The organism is Amycolatopsis sp. NPDC051128 (assembly GCF_040682715.1).
Taxonomy (GTDB): Bacteria; Actinomycetota; Actinomycetes; order Mycobacteriales; family Pseudonocardiaceae; genus Amycolatopsis.
Genome location: NZ_JBFBBN010000013.1, coordinates 39,640 through 56,998, shown reverse-complemented (window position 1 = coordinate 56,998; position 17,359 = coordinate 39,640). Strand labels below are relative to the sequence as shown.

13 protein-coding genes and 1 pseudogene are annotated in these 17,359 nt (G+C 67.8%); 10 read left to right on the top strand and 4 right to left on the bottom strand.

The window, feature by feature from the left end:
• Positions 1–26 precede the first annotated feature (26 nt).
• The 3 genes from AB0M82_RS16185 (at position 27) to AB0M82_RS16175 (ending at position 3,117) form a co-directional block, all read left to right on the top strand.
• Positions 27–680, top strand: a complete 654-nt coding sequence (locus tag AB0M82_RS16185; RefSeq protein WP_364722128.1) for a response regulator transcription factor — start codon at positions 27–29, stop codon at positions 678–680.
• Positions 677–1,768: a histidine kinase gene (locus AB0M82_RS16180; RefSeq protein ID WP_364722126.1), complete on the top strand. Its 1,092-nt coding sequence runs from the start codon at positions 677–679 to the stop codon at positions 1,766–1,768. The genes AB0M82_RS16185 and AB0M82_RS16180 overlap by 4 nt, the downstream gene beginning before the upstream one ends.
• 149 nt (positions 1,769–1,917) lie before the next feature.
• Positions 1,918–3,117: a hypothetical protein gene (locus tag AB0M82_RS16175; protein WP_364722124.1), complete on the top strand. Its 1,200-nt coding sequence runs from the start codon at positions 1,918–1,920 to the stop codon at positions 3,115–3,117.
• A 4-nt stretch (positions 3,118–3,121) separates the two neighbouring features.
• Here the strand turns inward: AB0M82_RS16175 and AB0M82_RS16170 are convergent, their stop codons facing one another.
• The gene (locus AB0M82_RS16170; RefSeq protein WP_364722122.1) at positions 3,122–4,264 is read right to left on the bottom strand and encodes a DUF418 domain-containing protein; all 1,143 of its coding nucleotides are present in this window, start codon (positions 4,262–4,264) and stop codon (positions 3,122–3,124) included.
• 287 nt (positions 4,265–4,551) lie between these two features.
• Between AB0M82_RS16170 and AB0M82_RS16165 the strand changes: the two genes are divergently transcribed.
• Genes AB0M82_RS16165 through AB0M82_RS16145 form a run of 5 tightly spaced genes read left to right on the top strand, consistent with a single transcriptional unit; the run spans position 4,552 to position 9,233 of the window.
• Positions 4,552–5,475, top strand: a complete 924-nt coding sequence (locus AB0M82_RS16165) for a hypothetical protein (protein ID WP_364722120.1) — start codon at positions 4,552–4,554, stop codon at positions 5,473–5,475.
• On the top strand, positions 5,472–6,491 hold the full coding sequence (locus tag AB0M82_RS16160) for a hypothetical protein (protein ID WP_364722118.1): 1,020 nt from the start codon (positions 5,472–5,474) through the stop codon (positions 6,489–6,491). Before AB0M82_RS16165 ends, AB0M82_RS16160 begins: the two co-directional genes overlap by 4 nt.
• Positions 6,488–7,579, top strand: a complete 1,092-nt coding sequence (locus tag AB0M82_RS16155; protein ID WP_364722117.1) for a hypothetical protein — start codon at positions 6,488–6,490, stop codon at positions 7,577–7,579. Before AB0M82_RS16160 ends, AB0M82_RS16155 begins: the two co-directional genes overlap by 4 nt.
• Entirely contained in the window at positions 7,576–8,757 is a 1,182-nt protein-coding gene (gene pgsB, locus AB0M82_RS16150) for a poly-gamma-glutamate synthase PgsB (RefSeq protein ID WP_364722115.1), read from the top strand. Before AB0M82_RS16155 ends, pgsB begins: the two co-directional genes overlap by 4 nt.
• A complete protein-coding gene (locus AB0M82_RS16145) occupies positions 8,751–9,233 on the top strand; it encodes a poly-gamma-glutamate biosynthesis protein PgsC/CapC (protein WP_364722113.1) in 483 nt (160 codons plus the stop codon). The genes pgsB and AB0M82_RS16145 overlap by 7 nt, the downstream gene beginning before the upstream one ends.
• On the opposite strand, the gene AB0M82_RS16140 is transcribed toward AB0M82_RS16145, so the two are convergent.
• The 3 genes and pseudogenes from AB0M82_RS16140 to AB0M82_RS16130 all read right to left on the bottom strand — a co-directional run.
• Positions 9,182–9,868 carry a response regulator transcription factor gene (locus tag AB0M82_RS16140; protein ID WP_364722111.1) on the bottom strand — a complete coding sequence of 229 codons (687 nt, stop codon included), beginning with the start codon at positions 9,866–9,868 and terminating at the stop codon, positions 9,182–9,184. The two genes, AB0M82_RS16145 and AB0M82_RS16140, sit on opposite strands and share 52 nt — an antisense overlap.
• Positions 9,865–10,977: a histidine kinase gene (locus AB0M82_RS16135; protein WP_364722109.1), complete on the bottom strand. Its 1,113-nt coding sequence runs from the start codon at positions 10,975–10,977 to the stop codon at positions 9,865–9,867. The genes AB0M82_RS16140 and AB0M82_RS16135 overlap by 4 nt, the downstream gene beginning before the upstream one ends.
• 358 nt (positions 10,978–11,335) lie before the next feature.
• Positions 11,336–11,971 (bottom strand): annotated as a pseudogene (locus AB0M82_RS16130) (carboxylesterase family protein); the annotation flags it as partial.
• 1,135 nt (positions 11,972–13,106) lie between these two features.
• Between AB0M82_RS16130 and AB0M82_RS16125 the strand changes: the two are divergent.
• Positions 13,107–13,337, top strand: a complete 231-nt coding sequence (locus AB0M82_RS16125) for a hypothetical protein (protein WP_364722107.1) — start codon at positions 13,107–13,109, stop codon at positions 13,335–13,337.
• A gap of 1 nt (position 13,338) precedes the next feature.
• The gene (locus AB0M82_RS16120) at positions 13,339–17,337 is read left to right on the top strand and encodes a hypothetical protein (protein WP_364722105.1); all 3,999 of its coding nucleotides are present in this window, start codon (positions 13,339–13,341) and stop codon (positions 17,335–17,337) included.
• The last annotated feature ends 22 nt before the right edge of the window (positions 17,338–17,359 follow it).

Below are 17,359 nucleotides of genomic sequence, written 5' to 3'. Positions count from 1 at the left end.
GGGCCGCTCCCGGGGAGACTGGGCGCATGGTGCGAGTGGTCGTCGTCGACGACGAGGAGCTGGTGCGGTCGGGGTTCCGGCTCATCCTGCAGGCAGCGGGGGACATCGAGGTCGTGGCGACCGTGAGCGGCGGGCAGGCGGTCAAGGAGATCGCTCTGCAGCGTCCGGATGTCGTGCTGCTCGACATCCGGATGCCGGACGTCGACGGCCTGACCGTGCTGCGGCAGTTGCGCGGGCTGCAGAACCCGCCGGCTGTGGCGATGCTGACCACGTTCGACTCCGACGAGTACATCGCCACCGCGCTGCGCTCGGGCGCGGCCGGGTTCATCCTCAAGGACACCGCGCCCGAGCAGCTGGCCCAGCTGGTTCGCACGCTGGCCGCCGGGGGAGTGGTGCTGTCACCGAAGGTCACCCGGACCGTGGTGGATGGTTACCTCGATTCCGGTGCCGGTTCCGCCGCGGCCACGCAGGTCGACCAGCTCTCCGAACGCGAGCGCGCGGTCCTCGTCCTGATCGCGGACGGACTGTCCAACACGGACATCGCGCAGCGGATCCACGTCAGCGTCGGCACCGTCAAGGACCACGTGTCGGCGATCCTCACCAAGCTCGAAGTCGGCAGCCGGGTGCAGGCCGCGCTCGTCGCGCAACGTGCGGGCCTGCTCGACGGCACCGGCCCGTGAACCGGACGCAAGCGCTGGTGGCCGAGGCGGGCCTGCTCACCGTCGCCGGGCTCGACGCGGTGTTCAACCAGCCCACCGAGCCTTGGGACGTCGGCGTCGCGATCGTGGCCATCGGCGCGCTGCTGTTCCGGCGGCGGTGGCCGGTACCCGTCTTCATGCTCACTCTTCCCGCGCTGGCCCTCGTCGGCTCGGTGATCGCGACGCTCGTCGCGCTCTACGCGGTCGCCGTGCGGTATTCGGACCGGGTGCTGCTCACCGGCTGCGGGCTCGTCGCCGCGGTGGGCTACGTCTTCCCGGGCCTGCAGTTCCACTACTCGCGCACCGACACGGTGCTCATGCTCATTTACGCGACCATGACCGCGGCCGCACCGATCTTCTTCGGCAGGCTCGTCCACGCCCAGCGGGAACTGGCCCTGCGGTTGGAGGACATCCGGGCCGCCCGCGAACACGAACGCCTGCTCGACGCCCAGGCCACGTTGGCCAAGGAACGCAACCAGCTCGCGCGCGAGATGCACGACGTCGTCTCCCACCAGGTCAGCCTGATCGCCGTCCAAGCCGGCGCCATCGGTGTCTCCACCACCGACCCGGACGTGAAGGCCGCAGCCGACAACGTCCGGAAACTGTCCGTGGACACCCTCGACGAACTCCGGCACATGGTGAACCTGCTCCGCGCCTCCGGCAGCCGGACCGCCGGGCTGACGCCGCAGCCGACACTGTCCGATCTGGACCGGCTGATCACGGGCAGCGGCATCGAAACCCGCGTGACCGGCGCCGCGCCGGAGGGCATCGACACCGCCGTCCAGCGCACCATCTACCGGACCATCCAGGAAGCCCTCACCAACGTCCGCAAACACGCCCCCGGCAGCACCGCCACGGTCGAGTTCGCGGACGACGGCAACGACCTCGCGGTCACCGTCACCAACACCCGGCCCACGCGCCCGACCCTGGCCCTGCCCAGCGCCCACCTCGGACTCCTCGGGCTCCACGAACGCGCCACGTTGCTCGGCGGCACCGTCAAGGCCGCACCGACCGTCGACGGCGGCTTCCGGCTCGAGCTCCGCCTGCCCCGCGCGGAGCAGCGCCGCTAGTGTGCCGATCGTTACTGATCCGACCACAGCCACGGCCGAATGGCTTCGTAGCAACGGTTACGTGCCGAGTGGGGGTCGGCCTACTTTTGGTCGGATTAGTAACATCCGCGTGATCGCGGCAGCGACCGACGGCGACGGGAAAGGCAACCATGACAGGCGAACGCGAGATCGAAGCCGTCGAACAGTGGTTCCGGCGGCGCGGCCTGCCCGCGGTGGTCCGCGGCCGCCCCACCCGGCTGCTCGTCCGCACCGCCCCGGCGGTCGTGTTCATCGCGGTCTGGGAAGTCATGACCGCCCTGCTGAACGTGGTGGACGGTGAAACGGACGCGGACTTCGATCGGCTCATCGAGAACGACCTCTTCTCGCTGGGCTACAGCGGCCTCGTGCTCGGTCTGGTTGGCTTCCCCGTCCTTGGCTCCTGGCTCACCGCGCGGTGGGTGCGGCGCAAGCTGGTCGACCGCGGCGGAACCGTGCCCGCCGCGGTCCTGGCGGCCGTGTTCGTGCTCGGCGTGCCTGCTCTCGACCGGGCCGTCGCGGGCGGCTCCGTGCCGCTCGGCGTCGTGACGCACCTGGCGATCCTGGCGGGACTGTTCGCGGCCGCGTTCGCCGGGGCCGGCTCGATCGTCGGCTGGGCGCTGCGGGCGGCGTTCCGACAGACCCGGATGCTGGGCGAGCTGACCAGCCGGGCGCTGCCACTCCTGCTGCTGTTCACCGTCTTCGGGTTCTTCACCACGGAGATCTGGCAGGTCGGCGCCTCGCTGCCCCGGCCGCGGCTGTGGCTGGTCGTCGGGCTCTTCGCCGCGGTCGGCGTGGTCTTCCTGCTCGCGATGTTCAAGGACGAGGTCACGACGCTGACCCAGTCGCGGACCGCCCCGGTCGGCCTGGACAAGCTGCGGGAGACGCCGCTGGCGTCCTATCTGGACGACGTCCGCGCCGAGCGGGTTCCGCTCAAGAAGCTGGAGCGGGCGAACATGATCCTCGTCCTGGTCCTGACCCAGGTGCTGCAGACCCTCGTGCTCGCCACCCTCGTGTTCGTCTTCTTCGTGATCTTCGGTATCATCGCGGTCCAGCACTCCGTGATCAAAGCCTGGATCAGCCGAGACCCCACCAACGGCACGTTGTTCGGTATTCAGCTGGCCGTGCCGCAGGAGCTGCTGCACGTCTCCCTGTTCATCGCGGCGTTCTCCGGTCTGTACTTCGCCGCGTCGACGGTGACCGACGCCAAGTACCGCAGCGCCTTCTTCGACCCGCTGGCAGACCACCTGGCGGTCAGCCTGGTGGCCCGGGACCTCTATCTCGGCCGGCTCCTCGGTGCTCCGCGGCAGGCCGGACCCGCCGCGGAGCACTGAAGTCTCACCGGAGGTGCCTGACCGGTTTGGTGGCGGCGTTGAGCAGGTGTTCCAGAGGCCCGCGGCGGAAGAACCGGGACCAGATGGTGGCGAACAGGATCGCGCCGAGAATGAACAGCAGCACCGGCGTCCAGGAAGTCTGGTTGGCGGCCTCCGCGGGCGCGTCGGCACCCTGGCCCGGCACGAAGAAGGACGATGCGACGAAGTGGCCGACGTAGGCGGTCAGGGACATGGTGCCGACCGCGATGATCGGCCCGGCCAGGCGGCGCAGCCGGGGCAGGCGGTCCATCGCCACCGTCGCGGCTAGGATCACGGTGATGGCGACACCGAGGCTGCCGACGATGTCGAACGTCGTTCCGGTGTGCGGCCCGGCGGTCAGCAGCGTCCACGGTGAACCGGCCGGGTCAAATTTCGGGCCCATGTCCCTGCCGGCCGGCGCCTCCATGGCGGCCCAAAGGCCGGGGAACAGCAGGGACGCCAGCCAGGGCGTGCCGTAGCCGAGTGCGATGAGGGCGGGACCGACCATGGCCAGCCGCCGCTGGATCGTGCGGGCGGTCAGGTCGAGGCGGGCCAGCGCCATGCCGGCGATCACGAACGGCATCCAGGTGATTACCGGGTAGAAGCCGGTGACGAACAGATCGAGCACGCTCACGGCACCGATCCGGTCGAGCGGGTCGTAGGCCTTGAGGGCCGCGGTGACCGGCTCGGTCAGCAGGGCGCGGATGCCGAACGCCAGCTGCGGCATGACCAGGGCCAGCGCGGCGGCGACGATCGCGAGCGTCCTGGCTTGCAGCCGCACCAGCGGCAGGGCCAGCAGAAAGTAGACGCCGTAGAAGGCGAGGATCACCACGCCGCCATAGACCATCGCCATGACGGTGCCCAGCGCCAGCAGGACCACCGCGCGGATGGCGATCCGCGCCTTCGCCTGCCGTCCGGCCAGTCCGGTCTTCGCCTCCCGGCGCCCGGCGATCAGGATCAGGGAGAACCCGGCGAGGGTGGCGAACAGGGCCGACGAGCGGCCTTCCGCCAGGCTGCGCACCCAGCCGCCGATGCCGTCCACGGCCGTCGCCGACGGTCCGATGTGGATGACGAACATCCCGAACACGGCCAGCGCACGGGCCAGGTCGACGCCGACCAGCCGGCCCATCGAGGGCTCCGCGGGCACTGCCTCCGTCGGAAGTGCGGTGTCCTGTGGTGACGATCTCTGTGCCATACCGGAAATATCGCTGCTTCGGCAGCCGTTGCCCATCCCGCAGGTTTCCGGAACGACCCCGCAGGTTTCCGGAACGACCCCGCCGGTCGGCCGGAACCAGCCAGCCGGTCGGCGTTCCCCTCGGCGCGGTGGCTGAACCCGGACCGCCAGTCGTCGGGTACCGGCTGAACGATAGTTACATTCAGCGGCGCCGGGCCACGTGATCATGGAATGTCGAATTCATGAAGCACTCCCGCACGGCATTGTGGGTGTCGACCGGCGTCGTGGCGGTGACCGGCATCGTGGCGCTCGTCCTGCTCCTGGTGCCCGGCGCCGCCGACAAGCGTGATGACCTCGCCGGCAGCGATATCGACCTGACGGCCGACATTCAGGAATTCGCGCAGCGGATGTCGGCCGAATCCGGCTACACGCAGCCGTCTCCCGCAGAGCGCAAAGCGATCGGTGAGGGCGTCGAACGCGTGCTGGACGGAAAACCGCTGGAGGCGAAGACGGCCTTGGCTGCCGTTGGCTACACGATCTCCAAGCGGGTCGACACCGCGACCAAGCGGACCTTCTACGAAGTGGCCGAGAGCACGGACCGATCGCGCGGCTGGGGCCGGATCCTCATCGACCCGGCCGGGACCGTCCACTTGGGAATCGAAGTCCCCCACCCGAAAGCGGACCAGGGCAGCGAGCGGCTCGGCGCCGACCTGTTCCGGAAGGTGCCCGGCTCGGTACTCGTGATCGCCGGCGCGCACCGCCGGGCGGCGCCGGACAAGCAGGCCGACATGGCTCACACGAACGAAAGCGTATTCGAGACGGTGCACGAACTTTTGGCCCAGCGCAGGGTACCGGTCATGCAGCTGCACGGCTTCCGGAACGAAACGGCGCCGGACAGCGACGCCGTCGTCTCCGCGGGCCCGAAACTCCACAGCCCATACGCGGAGCGGGTGGCACAGCGGCTCAAGGACGCCGGGGTCTCGGTGTGCCTGTCCTGGGTCACCGGATGCGAAGGCCTGGAAGCGACCACCAACGTCCAGGCGCAGTGGGTCGTCGCCCACGGCGGCGACTTCGCCCACATCGAAGTGTCCGCGGACGCGAGATTCACGGCCGAACTGAGCGACCGCGTCGTGTCCGCCCTCGCACAGGAGGCGGTCGGCCGATGAGCGCGCGACGCGTACCTGGCATCCGGGCGCCCTGGATCGCCGGGCTGATGGTGTTCCTGATCCTCGCGACCGCCGCCGGGATCTACATGTCCCGATCGCGGGACTTCTCCCCGGTACCCCAGTCCGTGCTGGACAGCAGAAGGGAAAGCACGGTGGCGGCCGAGCAGGCCATCACCCGGTCGCTCAACGGCGGGCTGAGCAGCCTGGCGGAGATCGCCACGGTCGTCGACGAATCGTTGAGCCAGCGGAACCGGGCCCTGATGGTCCCGTTCAAGAGCCGGATGTGGAAGTCGCTCTACGTCGTCGACCGGGCCAGTCACGTCGTGGTGGCCCAGGTCGGCGAATCCGCCCAGCCCGCGGTACTCGGCGAGCCGGCACCGACCGCGGCCGGCCTGCGGCTGGCCCAGGTCGGCACCGCACAGCAGATCGTGCAGTACACGCCCGTCGGCAAGGCGGCCGACGCGAAGTACCTGCTCGTCGGGCACCTCGACCCGAACCGGCTCAGCGAGCAGCTCGCCGTGGCCGGGCCGGACGGCGCTTGGCTGCTCGACAAGTCCGGCTCGGTGATCGTCGGCCCGGCTGGTCGCACCCCACCGCAAGGAGTCATCGACCCGGACAAGGAAATGGGCGAAAGTACGTCGGGCAGCCGGGCCCAGCGCGCCGGCGAGCGATCCGAAGTGATCGCCTGGGCATCCCTGAGCGGCAAGGCGCCGTCGAACATGCTCGGCTGGACTGTGGTGTCGAACCAGCCGACCACCGAAACAGCCGCGCCCACCGACGCTTCTCAACGGCGCGCGATCACGGTCAGCGCCGTGCTCGCCGCACTGACCGTGGTCGTTTTCGCGGTCCTCTACTTCGCGCTGGTGCGCCCAGTCCGGCTCCTCAGGCGAGTCGCCGAGGCAGCTCGGCAAGACGTGCCACGGGCACCGAAGCACGGGGAGGCAGGACGCATTGCTTCCGCGTTCACGAGCGTTCGGCGACCCAGCTCCCACCGGAAACCGACTGAGGGACAATGACTACAAGCACCGGCCTCCATCGCATCAGGACCAGAAAGAATGCCGAGCCGGGCGCGGACAGCCCTCCCAAGCGCTGGTTCCCGCTGGCCCTGCTGACCTGGGCGCTCGGCGCCGCCGCCTTCCTCGGCGCCGCGGCCACCGTCGCGACCGCGCCGTCCTCCTGGCTGGTCGACCCGATTCCCGAAAGCGTCGCGGCCGAACAGCAGACACGAACGGCACTGGCCGCCCGCCAGCTGCAACACTCGCTGGACAGCGGTGTGTCCGATTTGAACGCCGTCGCCGCGGGGATCCGGATCCTCAAGGATGCCGAAACCCCGTCCAAGCTGCTGACGCAGCTGATGTCCACGCGTGATCGGTACCGAGGGATCGCGTACGTCGGACCCGACGGCGACGTACGCGCCAAGGTCGGAGAAGACGTCGATGTCGCGGCGATCAAGGTTGCCGACAAACCGGCGCTCGCGGTCGGGCCGCCGCAGGGCGTCTCACCGCGGGTGTTCGTCTCCGCTCCGGTCACCGGCGAGAAGGCCGGCCGGCTGATCGCCGAGTTCAAGCCGAACGCGCTGATCAGGCCATTGTCCTTGGCGGGACCGGGCAACACCCGGCTGCTCAACGCCGACCGCAAGGTCATCGGCGCGACCATCGGCTTCACCGCGTTCGAACCCCTGACCCGCCCGGACCTGGAGCAAGCCGCCAAGGACGCGGCCGGCGGACCCGGCCACGCGCTGCGCGACGTCGACGGCCAGCGCCACGCGGTCAGCTGGGCGCCGGTCACCAGCGCCCAGCCGACCCGGCAAACCGGTCTCACGGTCGTCACCGACCGGCCGGAAGTTTCGATGACCCTGGCCCACTCCGACGAGAAACGCGAGCTGATCCTGCTCGGGGCCCTGATTGCGGTGCTCACCGTCGTGGTCTTCGGCTGGCTCTACGTGGTGATCGTCGGCCCGTTGTCCGCGCTGGCGCGGGCGGCCGGACGGCTCACCCGCGGCGACACCGACGACCCGGTGATCGTCCGCCGCTACGACCACCTCGGCCTCGTCGCCCGCGACCTGGAACGGATCCGGCGCGATCTGGCCGGGAGGAACCGATGACGTTCCTTTACGCAGTTTTCAGTGTCGCACTCGTGGTGCTGCTCGTCGCCGGGATCGTCGAGCAGCGCCGGCACCAGCGCAATCTCGACCGCATCCCCAGCCGGATCCTGGTCAACGGCATCCGCGGCAAGAGTTCGGTCACCCGGCTGTGTGCCGGAGCGTTGCGCGCCGGAGAACTGACGGTGGTCGCCAAGACCACCGGCACTGCGGCCCGGTTCATCCACCCGGACGCGACCGAGGAGCCGGTGCACCGGAAGTTCGGCATCGCCAACGTCGTCGAGCAGATCGGCATCGTCCGCCAGGCCGCCGCCGCCAAGCCGGACGTCCTGGTCATGGAATGCATGGCCGTCATGCCGCCGCTGCAGGAGATCAACCAGACCAAGCTCATCCAATCCACCATCGGCGTCCTCAGCAACGTGCGCGAAGACCACCTCCAGGAAATGGGCCCCACCCTGGAGGACGTCGCCCGCTCGCTCTCGCGATCCATGCCGGTCGGCGGCATCTGCGTCACGGCCGAGCGCGAGCTGCTGCCCGTCCTCCAGGAGGAAGCGGACAAGCGGTCCTGCCAGTTGATCGCCGTCAGTGCCGAGGACGTCACCGACGCCGAAATGACCGGCTTCGGCTACCACAGTTTCAAGGAGAACGTCGCCATCTCGCTCGAAGTCGCGCGACTGCTCGGGGTGTCCAGGGAAATGGCGCTGAAGGGCATGTGGCAGGCGCCACCCGATCCCGGCGTCCTCACCGTCGAGTCCTACCGCTTCGGCGGCAAGGTGCTCCGCTTCGCCAACGTGTTCGCCGCCAACGATCCGCGCTCCACCGTGATGAACGTGCAGGAGCTCATCGAGCACGGGCGGATCCAGTCGCCCGTGTTCACCCTCGTCAACTGCCGGCCTGACCGCGTCGAACGCAACGGCCAGATGGGCGAGATCGTGCCGGAACTGTGCACCGACAAGCTCTTCGTGATCGGGCACCCCGCCAAGTCGGCGCTGGTCAAGGTGCCGTCCGGATGGGACGGGCCGGTCTTCGACCTCGGCGGCGCGAACCGTCCGGTCGAGCAGATCCTGCAGACCATCGTCGACCAGATCGACCACGGGGCGTCGCTCGTGGCCATCGGCAACATCCACGGCCAAGGAGAAATCCTGTTGCACCACTTGGAGAAGGTGGGGCAGCCGTGCTGACCGCCACCGTGACGGCCGAGGTGGCCGTGCTCGGCATCGCCATCGGGCTGGTGTTCTCGCTCGGCTGCTACCTGCTGTCCAACCTCTCACCAGGCGGGATGATCACCCCGGGCTGGCTCGCCCTGGCCCTCATCACCGATCCGCGCCGGCTGTGGATCATCGCCGGGGTCACCATCGCCACCTACTTCGGCGCCCGGCTGCTGCAGAAATTCGTCATCCTCTACGGCAAGCGGCTCTTCGCCGCCGTTCTGCTGCTCGGCGTGTTCCTGCAGCTGACCATCTTCCTGTTCCTGCTGCGGGACCACCCGTTCCTGTTCTCCCGCGGAACACTCGGCTTCATCGTGCCCGGCCTGATCGCCTACCAGTGCGTCCGCCAGCCCATCAAGGCCACCCTGGCCTCGACCGGCATCGTCACGCTGCTGGCTTACGTCGTCCTGCTGTCCGGGGTGCTGCTCAACCTGCTGCCGCACTCTTGAGCGTCGTAAGCGATCAAGGCCAGTTGCACCCGGTTGCCACAGTCCAGCTTGACGAGCATCCGGCTGACGTGGGCCTTGACCGAGCCCTCGCTCATGTCGGAGGAACGGGCGATTTCCGCGTTGGACAAGCCGTTCGCCAGCATGGTCAGGACGCGGCGTTCCCGATCGGTCAGGACGGCCAGCCGGGCACGGGCCCGCTCGACGCGTCCCGGATCCCCATCGTTGAACGTGGCCAGTACCGAGCGGGTCACCTGGGGCGCCAGGAACGCGTCCCCTGCCGCCAGTGCCCTCACCGCGTCGAGAAGCGCCCGTGGTGGCATGTCCTTGAGCAGGAAGCCCACGGCTCCCGAACGCAAAGCGCGGTGAACGTACTTGTCCTGCCCGAACGTCGTCAGCATGGCGACCGCCGTCGACGGCACGTGCCGGCACACCAGCTCCGCCGCCGTCAGCCCGTCCCCGCCGCTCATGTGGATGTCCATCAGCACGACGTCCGGCCGATGGCGCTCCGCCAGCAGCACGGCTTCGGTTCCGCTCCCTGCTTCCGCGACGACCACAAAGTCCTCCGCGGTCTCCAGCAAGCCGCGGATACCGGACCTGACCAGCGGTTCGTCGTCCGCGATGAGGACCGAGATCATGCGTCCTCCTTCGTCAAGACGGCGTGCACGGCGAAGCCGCCGTCGCTGGTCGGCCCGTGGGACAGGCGGCCGCCCAGCATCCGGACGAGGGCTGCGAGCGATCGCAGGCCACGGCCGGTTCCCGTGCCGTGGGTCCTCGGTGGCCGGGCGGGCAGGCGGTTGCTGATCAGCAGCCGCACCTCGCTCGGCGTCACCCGGCACTCCACGACGACGTCGACCGGCCCGGCGTGCTTGTGCACATTGGTCAGAGCCTCCTGCGTGATGCGGGACACGGCATCGGACAGGGCCGCCGGCAAGGAGGCCACATCGTCCAACCGGGACTCGATGCGCATGCCGGTCAGCCGTGAGCATTCGACGAGTTCGGGGAGCGTCTTCGGACGGGGACCGTCACCGGCGGGATCGCCGTCCAGCACCCGGATGATCCGGCGGAGGTCCTGCACGGCCTCGCGGCTGGTCGCGCCCAGCAGTTCGGCGGTCCGGGGATCCGCCTTGCCGCCGAGTTCGAGCCGGCCGGCGTGCAACGTGATGAGGCTCAGCTTGTGCCCCAGGACGTCGTGCATTTCGCGGGCCATCCGGTCGCGCTCCTGCGTGATGGCACGCTCCGCGACCAGTTCCTGCTCGCGCGCCAACGCATCCGCCCGGTCGCGGTGCATGGCGGCCACCAGCCGGAGGCGGCGGACGAACACCCCCAGCAAAGCGGGGAACAGGACCTGGAACCCGGCATCCGAGACGCCGTCGACTACGTCGCCCGGATCCCAGGACAAGACCACGTACGCGAGGGACGCCGCCGCGACCCCCAGCGCGCCGCGGAGCGCCCGGCCGCGCGCGCCGACCGTGTATGCCGCACACCACAGCGCGAAGGGAACAATGCCCGCCGTGAAAAGCTCGACCGACATCACTCCGAGCAGCACGGTCGACGGTGCGAACCGCCTGGCCGCAAGCAGGACCGCGGCGCCGGACGCCCACCACAGGCCCTCGGCGTCCGCGGACACCGCGATGGACAGGCCGCCCCAGAGCAGGACGGCGGTGGCGTCGAGGATCAGTTCTCGCTGCCGCGAGTCCAGCCGGTTCCATCGCGATTCGCTTTTTTCGACGAAGGAAGCGGTCATGGCCGCAAGATCCGCTCAAGCGGCAACGAGGTACGCATCGTGACTCACGGTGACAGGTCTCGCATTCGGTCGGTTCAGGGACCCCTCCCGTGGAGCCTCCCCACCCGAACCGGAGTCTACCTGGGACTGTGATGCCCGCCCCTTCGGCGCGTCGGTCATGCGCGGCAAACGCCCGTGACGATGCAGGCGGCCAACCGGGCGAGTGGCTGCAGCGGGGTGAGCCGGTCCAGGCCGGGGTCGGCGCCGTCGAACCGCAGGCTTCCCCAGGCTTTGCGGTCTGCGGGTAGGGGTCGCTGACGACCTGGACGGTGGTGCGGTCGAGGGTGAGGGTGCGCCGCTGCCCGGTGTCGTAGGCCGGCCAGGTCACGCCTGCGGCTGCGGGGACACCGGTGCGGGCGAAGGAGGTCCACAGCTGCTGGATGGTGTCCGACAGCCGGGCGTTGGCGGGGTCGGTCCCGATGAAGGCGGGCGCCCCCGGGGCGGTCAGGGTGCCGAACACGAAGGGCAGCTCGATCGTGTGGGGCGCGCCCAGGGTGCCGTTCAGGTCGGGGGAGGTCATCGTGGCCAGGTACATGTGGACGGGGACGCCGCGGCCGGAGAGTGCTTCGGCCATCCAGATGGCGGGCATCCGGAAGGCCACGTCGCCGACGAGGGCCAGCCCGGCCTGCGGCCCGGTCAGCTCGGGGCGCTCCCGGTCGTAGGCCTCGACGATCCGGTCGGCGCGGTTGCCGGCCACGTCGTGCAGCCAGGGCAGGTAGAAGAACCGGGGGAGCCAGTTCAGCGCGGGCATGTGGTACAGCCAGTAACGTGCCTCGTCCAGCGTGGTGCCGATGATGACGGGCTTGGCAGGGCCGTCCGGCGAGGCGATCCGCTTCATCGGCAGGTCGGGGATCAGGGTGCCGTCGACCACGGGGTGGAAGGCGGTCTCGGAGAACTGGACGTCGTAGAGCTTGCCGGCGGCCTTCTGGAGGTCGGCGGTGCTCGGGGCGAGCAGCTGCCCGCGGTCGGAGACGTCCGGAAGGGCAATAGCGAGACCCGGGCGATCAAAGCGATCGAAAGCAGGCTTGCCACATCGGCGGGTGCGGTGGAGTTCGTCGAGAAGTCCGGCCTGTTGGCCGACTCAGCGCTAGGCCAAGCTTACGAGGCAATTTCGGACCTCGCCGGCCCGCGTGGCCTGCTGCTGCCGGAGGTGATCGAGGCGGCGGAGATGGTGGTGCCGGAAGACACGGCAGCGATCGTCGATTGCCTCGTACTGTTGCAGGTCTTCGCGGTCGGTGAGACGGCTTCCGCCGGTCGGAACCCGTTCTCCGGCGATGCTGGAGCCAGCGGGTTTGATGGGCTGTACTCGGGAAGCTCGGTGTCGCCGCATGGAATTGTGCGGCGACACCGGGGACGGAAGCTGATTCCACTGTGCTGAGGCTATTTCCCGCCGAGCTCACGCAAGCGCGCGTCGGCGGCGCCTGGTGGATCTCGGCGGTGTCGGCAGGCACTTTCTCGGCGCGACATCGGCCAACCGTGGGCCGCTGATGTCGTCGCTGTCCGAACATCGCTCAACAGCTGCGGGCAGGTGGCGTCGCGAGCGGGCCGCCTGTCCGGCGTGTTTGCCCGCCAGCCTGCGGGTTACCGATCGACCGCGAGCTTGGTCGCGACCATTAAGTCGCCGATTCGCCAGATGAGCTGGTTGGCGTCACCCACTGACGATCCTGCATCGCTTCGGGTCGAAGGAGGTGAGTATGCGACCATCGTCGATATGTCCCACCGCAGGCCTGAATATCCAGTGCACCCCGCTGGGCGACCTCAGCGGCTTGAAACCCGGCCCTGTCGGATCGCGTCATCCAGTCCCTGCACCGCGTTGGCGGGAAGGCCGGCGACGGCTTGGGAGTAGCCGATCTCGGCGCCGGGCCTGGGCGCGGCACCCCACCTGCGGTGCGCCCGCGGGGGCGTCGGGTCGCTTTTCGGTGTTTCCGCTGATGACGGCTCCGGCGGCGTGGTGCCGGGGATGGTCGGTTCGGGAGACCTGACGGACCCACGATCGGGTAGAAGTCGGCCACCTTGAGTAGTCCGACTGCTACTTTCTGCCTGTCCAGGGCTGGTGTCCGAGCAGGCCCGAGCGCGAGTCGGGAGAACACGTGAGCGGGACTGTCGCCGGTCGGCGTACCCCGGGCCGGGCGCTGTGGAAGTCGCCGTCGGGACGAGCCCTGCTCGGTGATGACGCGGCGGGGCGGGTCCAAGGGTTGTCCGATTCCGGCACATTGATCGGCATCGCCGATCTGGTGACGGGTCTCATCGGGACGGGCACCGGGCTGGACGGCGACATCGAAGACCTGCTGGCCAGCCACGCAACGACACGAGGAGTATGACGTGACTGCTGCCACGACACAGAGGCAGGAAAGAGCCACCGCTCGAGCAACCCGGCCGAAGAACGGACGGAATGGCTTCAAACAGGCCGAGCACCACGACCTGGTCATTGAACGCATGGCGACGTTCGGCAACTCTCGGCGAGAGATTCCCCGGCGGATCGTGCTGCTGCACGATCCTCGTCATTCAGGCAACGACCAGCTCTATCTGGACCAGTTGCCGATTCCGCGTGACGCGTGGAGTTATGACGCGCACGATCGGACGCTGACCTGGAGGGGTGCCTTCGGTGGCGGCCACTTCCGGTTCAGCCATGACGGGAGGGGTGGGCACGGGAACATCGGTCCGGCGCACGATCTCTGTTCTGTGACCGCCGGCGCGCGGGCTCAGTTCATCTGCGATGTCGCCCTCAACTGCGGGGCTTCCTATGAGACGTCGGGCGGCTCGGTCGTCGGCCTGATCTGGGACCCCAGCTGCGCCGCCTGGAATTCCGCCTCCTGGGTCGCCGAGCGGCTGCAGTTGACCTATACGGTGACACCTGAAGGCCCGATAGCACCGCCCACGTTCACGTTTGACTTCCAGGACAATGTGACGCAGGCGATTCCCTGGGACCCGACGTTGGGGTCTTTCGAGGCCGCACTGCAACTCGGGCAGCAGAACGGCACCTTGGTCTGGCAGCTCAGTTTCAAGTCGTATATTCCGCCCCAGGACGACACGGGCCCCAATCCCGCGACCGGGCCGGACACCGTCTATCCCTATTGGCTGCAAGCCGTCGAGGACTCGGCCGCGGCGACTATCAACGGCGTCCTGGAAATCGACAATGTCGCACCGAACGGCACCCTCGTGGGCATGCGAGGGGTGCGCGCGAATCCGGCCGCCACCGGTTACTACCGGACGTCCGCGCAAGCCGCGGCCTTCGCGGTGTTCGACGGAAAGCTGATCATCGGCGGGAAGCCGGTCGCAGGCGCCGGTCTGATTGGCGACCGCCTGCGCTGGAGCGACCTCGACCTGGCCTACCAGCAGCTTACCGGCCTGCCGGCGAGCGGAAGCATGCGGTTCAACCGTGATGGATCGAGCGCGGCAATCGACGATGCCGCCGTGCGGATAACCCGATTGAGCACGACGGCGGCGTTGTCCGCGATTTCCCGGCACAGCGACCTGCATCCCGAAATGCACCAAAGATCCCTCGAACTCACCGAGGCCCTCGGGGACTCCTCGCTCGACATCTTCGGCCTCCTCGCGATGACGCCGTTCGGGCAGAACCAGCAAGGCGCCTGGGGTGACATGGTGCAGGCCGCCGTGACGCAGGATCTGAGCGACATCATGAACAGTTTTATCCCCTCGGCCATGTGGGGTCTGCTCTTCCCCGGCACGACGCAGCCGACCCTCACCGGGGAACTGGCCACAGTGGCCAACAGCCCGGTGCAGGGAGTGCCCAATCCGTCCGAGTGGTACGGATCACTGGCGACAGCGGTCATGACCCAGGGAATGTCGACCGGATCGGATCCCAACTGCGCGTACCTCAACGGTCCGCGAGCGGCGGCCTGGCTGAAGACACAGGTGGCCACGTCGAAGGTCTACTACACGCACGGACAGGAACTGTTCGAATACGAGTGGCAGCAACACTGCCCGATGACAGCGCAGTACCTGGCAGATCAAGTCACGAACGCCGCGCAGTACCAGAACGTGATCACGCAGACGGTCGCCCTCGCGATCGCCGACATCAATGACAATGTCGTCGTCGACCCCACATCGCCCCCCGATCTCAAAGCAAATCTCATAGCCGACGTCCAGAACGCGGGCCAGTACGCGACTACCAACAACGTCTACTGGGCTTTCGCTTTCTATACCTACAACGTGGCGCCGTCGATCCTGGCGAACATCGCCATGCAGATGTCGATCAACACCGGGTCGGGCGACGGCACCACCCTCTCCCGACTGTTCCAGCAAAACGTGGCGGTATTGACCGCTCTGGATCCGTCGGGCTTCTTTGCGCAGCGGTACACGAGCACGATCAACACCTTCCTGTGTACCAACATCCTGCCGAGCATGTTCGGTTTCCTCGGCGACGCCACAAGCTTCGACATCATCAAGGAATACCTGCAAACCTTTGTCCAGAACAACATCAACAACGAAGACCAGCAGATCGCCGAAGCGGCCGCACAGATCGCGACCATCCTGCAGGACCAGAACGCGGACCAGCTACTGCACGACTCGATCGAGGCATTGCGGACGATCTCCGCAGCGATCCAGGACTCGCTTGCCTTGCCGTACGTGGCGAGTAAGTGGGTCAGTTGGTTCTCCAAAGAATACCCGAAGTTCTCGGCGGTGGGTAACCTATTCGGCTCGCTGCTGATCGGTGGGATCACCACACTGGCCGTGTTCAATCTGTTCACCGAATTCAAGAGCTGGGACCAACTGAGCACCGCCGAACGCGCCAACCTGGTCCTCGACACGGTGCAGCTCGGCTTGCAGATCGTGTCAGCGGTCGTCAAACGAGGCGTCCGGATCTACGCGATCTTCAATGTGGACGGGATGACGGCCGCCCAGCGGGCCGCGGCGGTCAGCAAGATCATCGCCTCCGGCGAGGCCGATCAACTTGATCAGGGCCTGGTCAGGATCGGGAATTCCACGGCTCGCTGGCTGGGTGACACCCAAGGAACTGTCGGCAAGTTCGCGGTCGGCGATGAGGGCGGCCTCACCGCGGTCCTCGTCACCGACACGACAGCGGCAGCCGAGGATGCATCCTGGGCGGCCAGGATACTCGGGAAAAACCTCGACGAGTTCATCGCGACCCGCATCGGCCCGCTTTTCATCCTGGCCGGGATCGGCTTCAGTATTTATACCATAATTGAGGGAGAATCCGGTGTTGCCCTCGCCTCCGACATCCTGAACATCGTTGGAGGGTCACTGATGCTGTTCGCCACCCTCGGCAGCTGGCTGGTCGAGGGCGGAGTGATCGCGGCCGAGGGCGTCATGGCATCCATCTTCGCCTTTGCCGGCCCGCTCTCGATCCTCGTGGCACTGGCCGGCTTGGGCCTGATGCTGTATGAGATTTTCAAGAAGCCGGCGGACCCGGTTGAACAGTTCGTCACAGAGTACGCGAAACCGGCTGGATTCACGGTCAGCGGCAAGGCCAGCAGTTTGGACTACGCCACGCCGTTCATCAATCCCGACGAGTCGAATCTGCTGATGGTCGGGTTCTCGCTGTCCGTCGACGAGATCGGTACCCTCCTCGTGAACCCGGACGGCTCGATTCAGTACGGCGAGATGACCCACCTGCCGAACTGCGTGTGGCAGGCGTCGACGGATGGCCTCGGCATGAGCACCATTTTCACGGTGGCACAGCCGGACGACACGAAACCACCGGTCGCGCTGTACCTGAGCATGATGAGCGACAACACGGTCTCGTTTCAGCCTCCGATGCCGCCGCCGCAGAGTTCCCCGGCGTCCTCGCCGACCACGCCGACCGTCATCACCCAGACCTGGCTCAGTGTACCGGAAGGTAACGCCACGCTGACCAGCGATGGAAAACACATGGTTGCCCTCACCCTGGCTTTCAGGCCAATACCGCCCGACAAGAACGGGAACTACTCTCCCGCCCAGGCCTCGGGATCGCTGGTGGCCACAGAGTCGGGAGTCATCGTATCGGATCAGGCGGGAACAGCCTTCACGCTCGTCATGATGGGCATGGCACCGAACTTCATGACCATGGTGGATCTGAGCTTCATCCTGGACAGCACACCGTCCACCCTGCAGACCTTCGGTCCGACGTTCGGCGTTGTTCCCAGTACGCAGGCGACCTATGCCTGCGAAGGTGACCCGTTGCCCGCCTTCCTCGGCTTCAGCACGCAGACCGGGGCGTTCACCCCCAACGGCCAGATGGCGAGTCCGGCCTCCAGCACCAACAACACCATCTCGGCGACGAACTCTTGCGGGACCGCATCGGCGCCCTTCACCACCACCGTCGCGGCGCCGCCGCCTCCTCCGACGGCAACGGCGTGAACACCGTGCCTACCGAGCACCT

Coding starts and splice junctions, on each gene's coding strand:
- AB0M82_RS16165 (WP_364722120.1), top strand. CDS start 4,552: ATGAAGCACTCCCGCACGGCATTGTGGGTGTCGACCGGCGTCGTGGCG.
- AB0M82_RS16160 (WP_364722118.1), top strand. CDS start 5,472: ATGAGCGCGCGACGCGTACCTGGCATCCGGGCGCCCTGGATCGCCGGG.
- AB0M82_RS16175 (WP_364722124.1), top strand. CDS start 1,918: ATGACAGGCGAACGCGAGATCGAAGCCGTCGAACAGTGGTTCCGGCGG.
- AB0M82_RS16140 (WP_364722111.1), bottom strand. CDS start 9,868: ATGATCTCGGTCCTCATCGCGGACGACGAACCGCTGGTCAGGTCCGGT.
- AB0M82_RS16135 (WP_364722109.1), bottom strand. CDS start 10,977: ATGACCGCTTCCTTCGTCGAAAAAAGCGAATCGCGATGGAACCGGCTG.
- AB0M82_RS16155 (WP_364722117.1), top strand. CDS start 6,488: ATGACTACAAGCACCGGCCTCCATCGCATCAGGACCAGAAAGAATGCC.
- AB0M82_RS16185 (WP_364722128.1), top strand. CDS start 27: ATGGTGCGAGTGGTCGTCGTCGACGACGAGGAGCTGGTGCGGTCGGGG.
- AB0M82_RS16170 (WP_364722122.1), bottom strand. CDS start 4,264: ATGGGCCGGCTGGTCGGCGTCGACCTGGCCCGTGCGCTGGCCGTGTTC.
- pgsB (WP_364722115.1), top strand. CDS start 7,576: ATGACGTTCCTTTACGCAGTTTTCAGTGTCGCACTCGTGGTGCTGCTC.